The 12,928-nt window shown below is 73.5% G+C and carries 10 protein-coding genes and 1 pseudogene; 5 read left to right on the top strand and 6 right to left on the bottom strand.

Going from position 1 to position 12,928, the window contains the following annotated elements; genetic code table 11:
- Positions 1-26 precede the first annotated feature (26 nt).
- The 3 genes from ACFQZ6_RS32340 to ACFQZ6_RS32330 form a co-directional block, all read right to left on the bottom strand.
- Positions 27-1,622, bottom strand: a complete 1,596-nt coding sequence (locus ACFQZ6_RS32340; protein ID WP_381616450.1) for an RICIN domain-containing protein — start codon at positions 1,620-1,622, stop codon at positions 27-29.
- A 577-nt stretch (positions 1,623-2,199) separates the two neighbouring features.
- A complete protein-coding gene (locus ACFQZ6_RS32335; protein WP_381616448.1) occupies positions 2,200-2,580 on the bottom strand; it encodes a toxin Doc in 381 nt (126 codons plus the stop codon).
- 3 nt (positions 2,581-2,583) lie between these two features.
- Positions 2,584-2,829, bottom strand: coding sequence for a hypothetical protein (locus ACFQZ6_RS32330; RefSeq protein WP_381616445.1), 246 nt, complete (start codon positions 2,827-2,829; stop codon positions 2,584-2,586).
- Between the two features lie 190 nt (positions 2,830-3,019).
- On the opposite strand from ACFQZ6_RS32330, the pseudogene ACFQZ6_RS32325 reads away from it, so the two are divergent.
- From ACFQZ6_RS32325 to ACFQZ6_RS32315, 3 genes and pseudogenes are all read left to right on the top strand, one after another.
- Positions 3,020-3,850 (top strand): annotated as a pseudogene (locus ACFQZ6_RS32325) (sigma factor).
- Between the two features lie 81 nt (positions 3,851-3,931).
- Positions 3,932-5,875 carry a DUF1996 domain-containing protein gene (locus ACFQZ6_RS32320; protein WP_381616442.1) on the top strand — a complete coding sequence of 648 codons (1,944 nt, stop codon included), beginning with the start codon at positions 3,932-3,934 and terminating at the stop codon, positions 5,873-5,875.
- A 100-nt stretch (positions 5,876-5,975) separates the two neighbouring features.
- Positions 5,976-7,568 carry a carboxylesterase/lipase family protein gene (locus tag ACFQZ6_RS32315; RefSeq protein ID WP_381616439.1) on the top strand — a complete coding sequence of 531 codons (1,593 nt, stop codon included), beginning with the start codon at positions 5,976-5,978 and terminating at the stop codon, positions 7,566-7,568.
- 35 nt (positions 7,569-7,603) lie between these two features.
- On the opposite strand, the gene ACFQZ6_RS32310 is transcribed toward ACFQZ6_RS32315, so the two are convergent.
- Both ACFQZ6_RS32310 and ACFQZ6_RS32305 read right to left on the bottom strand, forming a co-directional pair.
- Positions 7,604-8,296 carry a metal-dependent transcriptional regulator gene (locus ACFQZ6_RS32310; protein WP_381616436.1) on the bottom strand — a complete coding sequence of 231 codons (693 nt, stop codon included), beginning with the start codon at positions 8,294-8,296 and terminating at the stop codon, positions 7,604-7,606.
- An 8-nt stretch (positions 8,297-8,304) separates the two neighbouring features.
- Positions 8,305-9,036: a GntR family transcriptional regulator gene (locus tag ACFQZ6_RS32305; RefSeq protein ID WP_381616433.1), complete on the bottom strand. Its 732-nt coding sequence runs from the start codon at positions 9,034-9,036 to the stop codon at positions 8,305-8,307.
- 114 nt (positions 9,037-9,150) lie between these two features.
- Here ACFQZ6_RS32305 and ACFQZ6_RS32300 point away from each other — a divergent pair, with 114 nt between their 5' ends.
- Positions 9,151-9,690, top strand: coding sequence for a YbhB/YbcL family Raf kinase inhibitor-like protein (locus ACFQZ6_RS32300; RefSeq protein ID WP_381616430.1), 540 nt, complete (start codon positions 9,151-9,153; stop codon positions 9,688-9,690).
- A 47-nt stretch (positions 9,691-9,737) separates the two neighbouring features.
- On the top strand, positions 9,738-10,478 hold the full coding sequence (locus ACFQZ6_RS32295; protein WP_381616427.1) for a 2OG-Fe dioxygenase family protein: 741 nt from the start codon (positions 9,738-9,740) through the stop codon (positions 10,476-10,478).
- 38 nt (positions 10,479-10,516) lie between these two features.
- On the opposite strand, the gene ACFQZ6_RS32290 is transcribed toward ACFQZ6_RS32295, so the two are convergent.
- Positions 10,517-12,760 carry a glycoside hydrolase family 9 protein gene (locus ACFQZ6_RS32290; protein WP_381616424.1) on the bottom strand — a complete coding sequence of 748 codons (2,244 nt, stop codon included), beginning with the start codon at positions 12,758-12,760 and terminating at the stop codon, positions 10,517-10,519.
- Positions 12,761-12,928 lie beyond the last annotated feature (168 nt).

Genomic DNA, 12,928 nt, shown 5'->3' with positions numbered 1-12,928 from the left:
CGTGCCGCCCGCCCGCCGGACCGACGTCAGGCCCTGCGGCCCGGGAGTTCCACCCGGCGGGCCGACGGGCCCTCCGTGCCCGTGACCGACAGCGGGTCGGGGCTGGCCGACGGGGAGCCGGTCAGCCAGCGCTGGCCGTCGGAGCCGTCACGGACCTTGACGACGATGTCAGCGCCCGGCGCGTCGGTGGTGGCCGCGAGGGCGAGCTGCTCCTCCCAGCGGGTCAGCAGCTCGCCCCGCACGGTGAGGTCGTAGCGCACGTCGACCCCGCGCTCCACGTCGGCGGCGGCGCACTCACCGAGGATGACGACCCCGGCGTCCGCGTGCGAGTCCAGGCACAGCCGCGGCTCGGCGACGCTCCGCAGCAGCCCGTCGTCCTCGTACGACCACTGCTGGCCGCGCGCGTCGGAGCACGGCGCCAGCTCGGTGCCCGCCCCGGCCCGCACCGCGCCGCGCACCGCGAGGCACAGGTCGGCGGCGGCGTTGCGCAGCCCGATGCGGCGTACGGCGCCGGGCAGCGCGGCGCTGTCGGGCGGCGCCGACACCCCCGGCTGGGCCTGGCGCCCGGTGGCCGCGCTGCTGGAGGCCGCCGGGTCGGCGTCACCGTCGTAGGACCACAGGTTGGCCACCAGGACGGTGGCGAGGATTCCGGCGGAGGCGACGCCGACGCCGGTGAGCAGGGCGCGCGGGGTGGGCAGCACGACCGGGGTGGGGAGGCGGGCCAGCAGCCGGTGGCGCCGGGCCCGGCCGCCGTGCCGCCCGGAGCGGCGGCCACGCGGGCCCTGGGAGCCGCGGGCGGGCCGGGAGTCTAGGTAGCGGCGGGCGCCCCAGCCCAGTACGGCCTCCGCGAGCAGCGCCCCCAACCCGCTCTCCACATGGCTGAGTTGCTCCGCCGCGGAGCGGCAGTAGCGGCAGTCGTCGAGGTGCTCCTGCACGTCCGGCAGCAGGGTGCCGCCGCGGCGGATCGGCACGTCCAGGAGTCGGTTGTAGTAGCCGCACTCCTTGCTCGGCGCGAGTTCCCGGTGGGCCCGTACACAGCCCTCGCGGAATTTGTCCCGGGCCTGTTCCAGGGCGGCCGAGGCGCTGTGGGTGTCGATGCCCAACAGACCGGCCGGTACGGAAATCGGCTCCGCCTCGACCTCGGTGTGCCAGAGCAGACAGCGGGCGACCGGGGTGAGGCCGAGGAATGCCCGTTCGGCCAGCTTGCGGTTTTCCGGCGTCAGGGAGCCCGCCGCGCGCATACCGCGGCCCCCGGCGGGTTTCAGCAGTTCCGGCAGTACGCCGGATATCTGGTCGTCGGCGGACCAGCGGCGGACCGTGTCGCGCACGGCCACCAGCAGCAGGGGCCGCAGCGCGACGCCCGGCTCGCCCAGCGTCAGCCGGTCGAAGACCTGGTGGAAGGCGGTGCCGGTGACCATCGAGGCGGCCTGGGCCGAGGAGGCGAGACAGATGACGGCGTATTCGTGCACCGGCTGCCAGTGGCGCGCCATCAGCAGGCCGGTGGAGTGGGCGACCTCGTCGTCCGCGGCGCCGGTGAGCCGGGCCGCGAGGGCCTCGTCGGACTCACCGGGCGCCGCACCGGGCGGCGGATAGGGAGGTCGAGGGGGGTGGGGGGTGGGCACTTGAGCGGATTCCTTCCCACGCGCGCGTGGACACACATGAGTTCTGTCGCCGAAAAGGGGGCGCCTTATTGGTGCGTACCTTTTTGGCGGTGAGCGGGGTGCGTGAATTCACCTTTGGCACTCCGGACCCGGTTCAACAAGTCCGCGAGCGCTGGCAATTGCCCCCCGCATGGCGGGTTCACCCTCGCACAGGTCACTCATGACCAACAAGGCACTTGGGCAACATCGGTTTCACTGAAAGTGAGTCAATTGGCGGGCGCCTCACCAGCGGGTTCGCACCGGCATTCGATGTTCCCCGCGCCCCGTGTGAATCACGCGCACACACCGGCGCCCCGCGCACGCTCCCGCCCACGCCGCCCCGCGTAGTCCGATGGAACCCGGCCCTCTCGGAGGCCCCGCGCAGGACGGCGGCTCTCCTGCGCGCGCTGGGCCGACCAGGGCCTGTCGTTTGGATCATGCCGCAGACGCGGGGTCTGATCATCCACCGCCGATGCCCTGCGGCCTGACCCAAACGACAGGCCCTGGTCCCGCTCCTCCCGCCCTCGGCCAGGCGGCCCCGAAAAGCACGGTGCCCGGGTCAGATCTGCCAGGACCTGAGCCGGTCGGCCGCCGCGTAGACGTCCGCCTTGCCGTCGATCAGGTCGCGGGCGAGGTCCACCAGGGCGCCGTACGGCGGGTCGATGCCGACGCCGCTGACGAACATGTACGCCACGGCGGTCGCGCACGCGAAGCGGGCGTTCGCCGACGGCAGGGGCTTGAGCAGGGCGAGGGTGTGCAGCAGGGCGGCGGCCCGCCACGCCGGGTCGGAGTCCACGCCGAGCCGGGGCGGGTCGACCCGGTGCCGGGCGACGGCGGCGACCAGCGCCGAGAAGTCGTTGACCGTGGGCTGGTCCGGCATGACCTCCTCGTGGCGCTGGAGCAGCCAGGGCACGTCGATATGGACGACGGGAGGTGTCATGGGTCAGGCGGCCCGTCCCTCGCCCTTGGCGGGCGGCTCGTCGTCGGGGAAGGCCTCCGCGAACTCGTCGGCGTGCGCGGCGAAGAACCGGCGGAACGCCTCCGCGCCTTCCTGGAGCGCCCGGTGGCGGGCGATGTCGGCAGCGGCGGCCTCACGCACGAGGGCCTTCATCGACGTACCGCGCTCCTTGGCGATCTGTCGCAGGTCCTCCAGCTCGCGCTCGCTGAACTCCACATTCAGAGCTGGCATGACATCACGGTACCGCTCGGGTACTTACCCGTAAATACCACCAGCTCAGGATGGGTACGGCACGGTACCGAGGCAAGCCGAACCCGGTCCGTTTCGTTCGAAAGCGATGAGACGCGCGTCACATTCGTGTCGACGACTGTCACATTCCGGAACCCGCACGGCCTCCCAGCCGTGAGCACACCACCGCGAGCTGCTGTTCGGCGTCGTCTACAACGTCCTCGGCAGGGTCGCCGACACCGACGACGTGCTCCAGGAGACCTGGCTGTCCCGGACGGCCCGGCTGAACCGCTCCCCCTGGCCGAGGTCGCCAACCCGCGCGCCTACCTGGTCCGCATCGCCGTCAACCACGCCCTGGGGCGGCGCGCCAGATCAGCCGCCGCCAGGAGACCTACGTCGGCCCCTGGCTGCCGGAACCCCTGCTCACCGACGTCCGGGACACCGCGACGGCCGCCAGCGACGCCGCGGACCCGGCGCTGCGCGGCGCGTCGGTCTCCCTGGCGATGCTGGTGGTCCTGAAGTCCCTCACCCCACTGGAGCGGGCGGTGTTCGTGCTGGGCGAGGTGTTCGGCTACGCGCACACCGAGATCGCGGAGATCATCGACCGCACCCCCGGGTACGCCGGGAGGCCACCGAACGGTTCGTGCGGGCCGCGCTCGGCGGGGACGTCGCCGCGCTGATGGAGATCCTCGCCCCCGACGTCACCGTCTGGACGGACGGCGGCGGCCTCCCCGGCGTCTCGGCGCTGCGCCCGGTGCGCGGCCGGGACAAGGCCGTGTGCCTGCTCACCGGCTACGCCGAGCGGCACGGCTCCGGCCTGGAGCTGCGCTACCGCCGCGTCAACGGCGACGACGCCGCGGTGGTGTTCGCGCACGGCTCGCCGTACGCCGTGATGGTCATGGACCTCACCACCGACGGCGAGCGGATCTCGGACGTCTATCTGGTCACCAACCCCGACAAACTCACCCATGTCCGCGACAGCGCGGACGAGCCCGGCCAACCCGGGAATGCCAACGACGCCTGAACATCTCGGCGTCGGGCTCCGTACAAGTACGGACGGTCGCCATGACCAGGTCGCCGCCCCCACACTCGTAGGAGTCCATCCGTGAGACGCAACACGCGCAGACGCCCCACCGGCGCGCGACGCGCGACATTCGCAGCGGTCGCCCTCATGCTCGGCGGAGGAGGGCTGGTGGGGGTGAACGTCTACGCCTCCGCCACCGGCAGCGGGGAACGCGTCCTTCTGGACGGGGGCCGCGCCGCCACCATCGACTGCCCCGACGTCGGCGAGCGGCTCACCGAGGTCCCGGACGACGCCCGCGCCGACGTGGACCGGGAACTCGCCGCCCTGGACCAGCAGGTGGCGGACGCCTACCAGCGGCTCCAGGAGGCGGCGGCGGGGGGCGGCGCGATCGACCCGGCGGCGATCACGGACCCGCTCAAGGAGCAGCGCGGTGCGTCGATCGGCCGGATCACGGCGGCCGTCGACCGCTCCGGCGAGTCCCCGCAGGGGCTGGCGGACCTGGCGACCTGCGCCGTGAGCGTCACGCGGGCGGAGCCGGAGCAGGGGGAACAGACCGGCGAAGGTGCGGGTGAAGGCGCCGGTGACGGCGGTGACGGGCAGGCCGGGAACGGTCCCGTCGCCGCCGACTACGCCGACATCACCTCGGTGCAGCCCACCGCGCGGCGCCCGCGCCCGCGGGACGGCGCCTCCCGCGGCACCTTCACCACCAGCTGCGGCGTCAACGAGAACGGCCTGTTCAACTCCGACAACATCATCGTCGCGCCGGGTGTCTCCAACGGCGCCCACCACTTCCACGACTACATCGGCAACCAGTCCAACACCGCCTTCGCCAGCGACGAGGACCTCGCCAACGCCGAGACGAGCTGCGCCAACCCCGGCGACAGGTCGACGTACTACTGGCCGGTGCTGCGCCTGCGGAACGGCACCGTGGAGCGGGACGCCGAGTCCCCCGGCGGCGGGATCGAGGGCAACGCCGGTGAGATCGTCACGCCCGCCGAGGTCACGCTGACGTTCGAGGGCAGCCCGGTCAGCGAGGTCACCGCGATGCCGAGGCTGCTGCGCATCATCACCGGCGACGCCAAGGCGTTCGTCAACGGCACCGCCAACGCCAACGCCTCCTGGAGCTGCACCGGTTTCGAGGACCGCCAGCTCAGGGACAAGTACCCGCTGTGCCCGGACGGCAGCGCCGTGGTGCGCACCTTCCGGTTCCAGAGCTGCTGGGACGGCAGCGGCATCGACAGCGCCAACCACCGCACCCACGTGGCCTTCGCCGACGCCGAGGGCCGCTGCCCGGAGGGGTTCCGGGCGATCCCGCGACTGGTGCAGCGGATCGTGTACGACGTGGCCGCGCCGAGCCTGGACGACGGCGGCCGGACGACGCCGCTGTTCGCGGTGGACTCCTTCCCGGAGCAGTTGCACAAGCCGGTCACGGACCACGGCGACTTCGTCAACGTCTTCGACGAGGAGCTGATGGACGCGATGGTCGGCTGCATCAACAGCGGCCGGGACTGCGACTCGACCGACCTGCCGGACGACGCGCCCACGCCTCCCGCCGAGGAGCCGACCGAGGACCCGAGCGAGGCGCCCGGTGAGGAGCCCAGCGAGGAGCCGAGTGAGACACCCGGCGAGGACCCGAGCGAGTCGCCCCGCGAGACGGCCCAGCCGACGCGGGACCCCCAGGAGTCCGACGAGCCGGAGGCCCCGCAGAACACCGACCGCGCCGAGCACCCCGCCGACCAGGGCAACAAGGGCGACGTGACGGCGCGCCCCACGACCGCCTCCCCCAAGATCCGCACCTCACCTCCGGCCACCGCCCGCCCCTCCGACGACGGCAATGCCGCCGCGGCGCAGGTCAGCACCGCGCCGAGCCCTGAGCGGAGCGAGTCGCTGACCGCGCCCCAGACGGTCGGCGGCGGGCTGGCCGAGACGGGCGCGAAGCTGTGGCCCGCGGCCATCGGGACCGTCCTGCTGATCGGCGGCGGACTGCTCCTGCTGCGGACGTCACGGGGCAGGCGCACGGTGTGAACCGGGCACCCCGGCGCCACTGGTGATTTACGCGGTGCCGGGCATCGGGCGGGTGGCGAGACTGCGGTGACCTGCCCGCCCCTTCCGCACGGAGGTGCAGATGCCCGGCCCGCTCACCACTCCCCCGGCCAGGAACGGCCCCTTACCGCGCTGGACCACCCGGCTCGGCGCGCTGATCGCCGCGCTGCTGCTGTCGGCCGTCGGGATGGCCGCCGTACCCGCCCGGGCGGCCGACGGACCGACCGTCACGACCCACTACGGCCAGGTGCGGGGGACGGCGGACGAGACCGCCGCCTCCTACCTCGGCATCCCGTACGCCGCGCCGCCGGTCGGCGCGAACCGGTGGAAGCCGCCGTCCCCGCCCCGCCCCTGGACCGGCGTGCGGGACGCGACCAGCCCCGGCAACCCCTGTGTGCAGGCCCTCACCCCCACCCCCTGGGGCAACCTGGCGGGTCCGGGCACGCCGAGTGAGGACTGCCTGTACCTGAACGTCTACACGCCCGCGAAGCGTTCCCTCGTCAAGCGCCCGGTGATGCTGTGGATCCACGGCGGCGGCTACACCGTGGGCTCCGGGACGTTCTACGACGGCGCCGAGCTGGCCGCCCGGGGCGATGTCGTCGTCGTGAACTTCAACTACCGGCTCGGCGCGTTCGGCTACCTGGCCCACCCGGACCTGGCGAAGGAGTCGCCGCTGGGGCTGTCCGGCAACTACGGGCTGCTCGACCAGCAGGCGGCGCTGCGCTGGGTGCGGCAGAACGTCGCGGCGTTCGGCGGCGACCCCGGCAACGTGACGCTCTTCGGTGAGTCGGCGGGCGGCGGCAGCGTCTGCCAGAACCTCGTCTCGCCGCGCACGGTCGGCCAGTTCGACCGGGCCATCGCCCAGTCGGGCTGCGGGTTCCCGCTGCCCACGCAGGAGTCGCAGGAGAGCAACGGCACGGCCTGGGCCGACGCGCTGGGCTGCGCGGACGTGGCGTGCCTGCGTGCCAAGCCCGCCGACGTGCTGCTGCGGGCCGCGCAGTCGCCGACGGCCCGCTGGACGCCCAACGTCGACGGGGTGCTGCTGCCCGAGCAGGTGACGGACGCGCTGGCGGCCGGACGGTTCCACCGGGTCCCGGTGCTCCAGGGCACCACCGCCGACGAGGGCAGGCTGTCGGTGGCCACCGCCTACGACCTGGCGGGACGGCAACTCACCGCGGCGGGCTACCCGGTGGCGGTCCGCGCGGCCTACGGCGAGCGGGCCGACGCGATCCTGGCCCGCTACCCGCTGTCGGCGTACGGCACCCCGGCGGAGGCGCTCGGCGCGGTCTTCACCGACTCGCAGTTCGCCTGCCCGCAGTCCCGCACGGCCGACCTGATGGCCCGTTACGTCCGCTCCTACCAGTACGAGTTCGCCGACCGGCACTCCATGGACTACCTGGACCTGCCGCTCAGCTTCCCCATCGGCGCCCCGCACGGCTCGGAGATCCGGTACGTCTTCGGCGGGGTCTCCGGCACCCCCGGGCAGAACGCCCTGGCGGACCGGATGCTCGGCTACTGGACCAACTTCGCCCGGACGAGCGTCCCGTACGCCGCGGACGCCCCGTACTGGGCCACGTACCCGAAGGTGCAGAACCTCGCACCGGAGGCGATCACCTCGGGGACGACGTTCCCGCGGGACCACAAGTGCGACCTGTGGAGCCAGCCCGCGTCCTGAGCACCTGGTAGGACAGGCGCTGGGCCCGGCCGGGCTCAGCGCCTCGCCACGAACACGTGCGCGGCGACCGGCGCGGGCAGCTCGGCCGCCGTACCGCCGTCGCCGACCGTCACCCCGCCGGGCGACGGCGTCACGCGCACGACCGCGCCGGGCCGCGCCCCCGCGCGGCGCAGGGTGAGCATCAGCCGGGGGTCGGTCTGCACCGGCTCCCCGATCCGCCGTACGACCACGCTCGCGCCGTCCGGCCCGGGCGCCAGGTCGCTGAGGCTGACCAGGCCGTCGCCGAGGAACGCCGCCACGGCCCCCGTCTCGCCCAGTTCCGCCAGGCCCGGGATCGGGTTGCCGTACGGCGACTCGGTGGGGTGGCCCAGCAGTTCGAGGACGCGACGCTCCACGGCCTCGCTCATCACGTGCTCCCAGCGGCAGGCCTCGGCGTGCACCTGCTCCCACTCCAGGCCGATCACCTCCACCAACAGGCACTCCGCGAGGCGGTGCTTGCGCATCACACGGGTGGCCAGCCGACGGCCCTCGTCGGTCAGCTCCAGGTGCCGGTCGTCCGCGACGCGCAGCAGGCCGTTGCGTTCCATGCGGGCGACGGTCTGGCTGACGGTGGGTCCGCTCTGGTTGAGCCGCTCGGCGATCCGGGCCCGCATCGGGACCGCGCCCTCCTCCTCCAGCTCCAGGACGGTGCGGAGGTACATCTCCGTGGTGTCGATCAGTCCGGACATCCGGTCCCCTACTCGTGGTCGGCGGTCGGGCCGTCGGTCAGGACGGCCGCGGTCGTGGTGAGGTGCTGGGCGAGGAGGTCGGCGGCGGTGTCGGCGTCGCGGTCCAGGGCCGCCTCCTCCAGGCGCCGGTGCTCGGCGGCGCCGTCGCGTCCGGGGGCGCGCCGCGCCGACCAGCGGCGGGCCAGCTCGCTGGCCGTCCAGAGCCGGTCGCAGGTGGCCAGCAGGACGGGGTTGCCGCAGCCCTCCAGCAGGGTCCGGTGGAAGACCCGGTGGACCTCGGCCCAGGCGGCGCTGTAGTGCTCGCCCTCCCCCGGCAGGTAGGCCGGGGTGCGGGCCAGCCGGTGGTGGGCGGCCCGGACGCGCGCCTCCCACTCGACGTCGCCGCGTTCGACCGACATCCGCAGCACGACCGGCTCGATGGTCCGGCGGGCCTCCGCGATCTCCTGCCAGCGGCGGTCGGAGAAGGCCGGGACGGCGAAGCCCCGGTTGGGCAGCCGGTCCGCGAGCCCGTCCCCGACCACCCGGACGAGCGCCTCCCGCACGACGGCCAGGCTGACGCCCCGCTCCTTGGCGATGTCCTGCGGTTTGAGCGGATCTCCGGGGGCGTGGTCGCCGCGCATGATCGCGTCGCGCAGGTGTGCGTAGACCTGCTCGGAGAGCATCTGCTTCCCCGACGGGTTTCCTGCGGGGTTTCCCGCGGGGCTCTCCGGCGGGGCGGAGATGTGGGATGTCTGCTTCATGGACGTCAGCATAGACGATCCAGCGGATAATCGATTATCGGTGTTATGGTCGATTCAGAGTCGCTCCACGGCTCCGCGTCACCGCATCCCCGCATCCCCGAGAGGAACCACACGATGAGCGCCAACGACCCCTTCGCCCGCCTCCCCGAGGCGGCCTCCTTCACCGTCACCAGCACCACCGTCGACGACGGCGCCCCCTGGCCGATCGAGCAGTACTCCGGGATCTCCGGCGTCCCCGGCGGGAAGGACGCCTCGCCGCAGCTCTCCTGGAGCGGCGCCCCGGAGGGCACCAGGAGCTACGCCGTCACGGTGTACGACCCCGACGCCCCGACCGGCTCCGGGCTCTGGCACTGGGCGGTCGCCGACATCCCCGCCACCGTCACCGAGCTGCCCGAGGGCGCGGGCGACGACACCGGCTCGGGGCTGCCCGAGGGCGCCTACCAGCTCCCGAACGACGTGCGGGCGAACCGCTTCATCGGCGCCGCGCCGCCCGCCGGGCACGGCCCGCACCGCTACTTCGTCGTGGTGCACGCCCTCGACGTCGAGTCCATCGGCGTCCCGGCCGACGCCACCCCGGCCGTCCTCGGCTTCACGATGTCGGGTCACGTCCTCGGCCGCGCGGTCCTGACCGCCACCGCGGAGACGCCCGCCTGAGGCGCCTTCCGGGTGCGGGGGCGAGGCGGCTGTGGACCATGGGAGGCATGGTGAACGCCGAGAAGTCCACCGCACTGCCCGAGCGGGCCCGCCGCGCGCTCGCCTCGTCGGGCGTGTGCCTGCTGACCGCGGCCGAGGTGTCGGCGCACGTCGGGACGGACGCCGCCGGGTGGGCGGACTTCGCCCGGCACTGGGAGGAGCTGGCGCCCGACCCCTACGCCGCCGAACGCGGCACCCAGCGCACGCGCCGCTACGGCCGCTTCCGGCTGGCGGACGGCACCGGGGACCTCACCCCGCTGCCGCACCGGGCGTTCGTGCAGCCGGAGGCCAGCAATCCGCTGTACGTCACCGTGGACCGCCACTTCGAGCCGCTGACCGACGCCTTCGCCGCCGACCCCGTGCTGCGGGCGCTGCTGCGCCTGCTGGGCGGGGCGGCGGCGGACCTGGCGGACGTCGAGGCGTGGGAGGCCCAGGTGCACCCCTTCCGGGTGCTCGCGCGGGCCGGTGGCGCCGGGGAGCCGACGCCCGAGGGCCTGCACCACGACGGCGTCACCCTGGTCTCCGCGCTCCTGGTCGACCGGCGCAACGCCTCCGGCGGCCAGACCTGCGTCGTCGGCACCGACGGCGAACCGCTGCTGGAGACGACGCTGAGCGAGCCCGGCACCCTGCTGCTCGGCGACGACCGCCGCACGGTGCACGGGGTCTCCCCCATCCGCCCGGTCGACGACACCGCACCGGCCTGGCGGGACGTTCTGGTGGCCACCCTGATCCCGGCCGGGAGGGACTGAACCGTCCCTCCCGGCCGGGGGTGACCAGCGACCGGCGGCTAGCCCTGGTCGGCGACGAACGCCGCCATCCAGGCCAGGGCCGCGTTCCAGTTGATGGTCAGCTCGTTGGTCGACCAGGACTGGATGTCGTCGATGTAGCAGAACTGGCCGACGCAGCCCTGGAGCTTCGCCTGCGCGAGCGGGTCCTGGATGCTGGAGTTGGGACCGCCCGCGAGGGAACCGGCGGGCGGGTGGGGCAGGTTCGGGTCGAGCTGGTGGGCGTACCAGCGGCTGTGCTGGTTCTCGGCGCTGACGTCGCCGTAGCCGGTGACGTAGGACAGGTTCAGCGCGTTGCGCCCGAGGACGTAGTCCATGCTCTGCACGGCCCCGTCGCGGTACTTCGACGCGCCGGTGATGTCGTAGGCGCTGGCGATGACGACGGCGTTGTTGAGGACCTGGTGGTTGGAGCCCCAGTCGTAGACGTTGCCGTCGGGGGCGTACGGCATCCCGTACGGCTGTGCCTTCAGGGTGGCGAGGTAGCGGTCGGCGCCCTTGACGACGGACTGGCGGACCTTGTCCCGGCCGGGGAGCCGGTTCGGCACGGTGGCGAGGTCCAGGCGGCCCGCCGCGGCGGTGCGTGCCCAGTCGAAGCCGGTCGCGCCGAAGATGTCGGCGGTGTGCACCGGCGAGTCCAGGACGTACCGCTCGAACTGCTTCTCACCGGTGGTGAGGTACAGCTGGGACGCGGCCCAGTAGAAGTCGTCGCTGGCGTCGGTGTCCGGGTAGGCGCCGCCGCCGACGCCGTCGTTCGGGTCGGGCAGCAGGTCGGGGTGGGCGAGCGCGGCGGCCCAGGCGGTGCGGGCGGCGGTGAGCAGCTCGGCCGCGAACTTCCGGTCGTAGGGCTTGTAGAGGCGGGCCGCCTGCGCCGCGGAGGCGGCGAGGTTGAGGGTGGCCGTGGTGGTCGGCGGGTGCAGCTCGCGCTTCTGCGGGTCGGCGCTGGGCATCAGCGGCAGCCCGGTCCACGCCTCGTCATGCACCTTGTGGTGCGCCATCCCGGCGAGCGGCTGCCCGCCCGGTACCTGCATCTTCAGCATGAACTCCAGTTGCCAGCGCACCTCGTCGAGCAGGTCGGGCACCTTGTTGCCGCTCTCGGGGATGGCGAGGGAGCCGTCGCCGAACCGCGCGGGCTGCCCGGTGCGGGCGTGCAGGGCGCGCTCGTAGGTGCTGAGCAGCTCCCAGACGGAGATGCCGCCGTTGACGACGTACTTGCCGTGGTCGCCCGCGTCGTACCAGCCGCCGGTGACGTCGAGGGAGTAGTCGCAGACGCCGGGCTGGCAGGGCACGTCGGCGTCGCCCTGGTTGGGCGCCACGTTGAGGTGACCGGCGGCGCGGCCGTAGCCGGGGCGCAGGTCGTCCCGTATCGCGATGCCGCTGCGCTGGGTGTAGTAGAACTTCACGGCGTCGAGGCGCAGCCGCTCGTAGGCCCGCGCGTCGATGTCGAACGGGCGGCTGGTCTCGCCGTCCGCGACCAGGGTGAGCCCCTTGCCGCGGGCCTTGTAGCCGCTGAAGTCGATGGAGTGCACGGTCTGCGCGGAGGACGCGTCGGTGCCGCGGGGCACGGTCCAGCCGCGGGCGGCCACGGTCCCGTCGGCCCTCTTGAGCTGCCAGGGCAGCCGGGTGGCGGCGTCGGTGACCAGGGTGGCGTTCTTCGGCCCGGCGGGCAGGTAGGCGACCTGGTTGACCCGCACCCGCGGCCCGGTGTCGGGCTCGTACCGCTCCGGGGGCACACCGCCCAGCAGCGAGACGTCGTCCGTGCAGAACCGCCACGGGTCGGCGCTGCCGCCGACCTGGAAGGCGACCTGGGCGCGGGCGGTGTCGACCGGCGAGGTGAACGTGTACGCGTAGGAGTTCCCCGAGACGCTGAGCTGCGGGCTCACCTCGAACCAGGTGTCGTAGGGCGCGTCGGACAGGCCCACGATCGCCCGGACCACGTGCCCGTCGGGCACTCCGTCGGCGTAGAAGGAGAAGCGGTACGACTCGCCCTTCGTGAGGGTGATGTCGTTCTGCCCGATGGTGGCGTCCCACCGGTTCTGGGTGCCGCCGGGCACGTCCGCGCAGAGGCGGCCGTCGGTGAGGTTCGGGGTGACGTTGCTGGTGGTCCACCACGGGTCGAGGGTGGTGTCGAAGGTGCCGTTCCTGACCTGCTCTACCTCGTCGGCCCCGGCGGGGGCGGCGGGCAGCGCGGTCAGGCCCGCCGCCAGCAGGGCTGTCAGGGACAGCAGGGCGGTTCTGGGTCGTTTCACGTCTGGGCTCCTGGAAGGGAGGTGCGGGTGGCGCTCCCGGGCCACCATGCCGTGGGAGCGCTCCCAGATGCGGTCGGAGGCCATCGTTGTGGGAGTCATGACGCACGTCAACGGTCCGGACAGGACCGGTTCGACGGCGCCGTTCGACGGGCGGGGTCCGCGCGTGGC

Source organism: Streptomyces flavalbus (assembly GCF_042674625.1).
Lineage (GTDB): Bacteria > Actinomycetota > Actinomycetes > Streptomycetales > Streptomycetaceae > Streptomyces > Streptomyces flavalbus.
Note: the sequence above shows the minus strand (reverse complement) of the source record. Positions and strands in the feature narration are given on the sequence as shown.

Bases quoted from the DNA above. Each gene is read 5' to 3' on its own strand.
- ACFQZ6_RS32335 (WP_381616448.1), bottom strand. From the start codon at position 2,580: ATGACACCTCCCGTCGTCCATATCGACGTGCCCTGGCTGCTCCAGCGC.
- ACFQZ6_RS32330 (WP_381616445.1), bottom strand. From the start codon at position 2,829: ATGCCAGCTCTGAATGTGGAGTTCAGCGAGCGCGAGCTGGAGGACCTG.
- ACFQZ6_RS32315 (WP_381616439.1), top strand. From the start codon at position 5,976: ATGCCCGGCCCGCTCACCACTCCCCCGGCCAGGAACGGCCCCTTACCG.
- ACFQZ6_RS32310 (WP_381616436.1), bottom strand. From the start codon at position 8,296: ATGTCCGGACTGATCGACACCACGGAGATGTACCTCCGCACCGTCCTG.
- ACFQZ6_RS32305 (WP_381616433.1), bottom strand. From the start codon at position 9,036: ATGAAGCAGACATCCCACATCTCCGCCCCGCCGGAGAGCCCCGCGGGA.
- ACFQZ6_RS32300 (WP_381616430.1), top strand. From the start codon at position 9,151: ATGAGCGCCAACGACCCCTTCGCCCGCCTCCCCGAGGCGGCCTCCTTC.
- ACFQZ6_RS32295 (WP_381616427.1), top strand. From the start codon at position 9,738: ATGGTGAACGCCGAGAAGTCCACCGCACTGCCCGAGCGGGCCCGCCGC.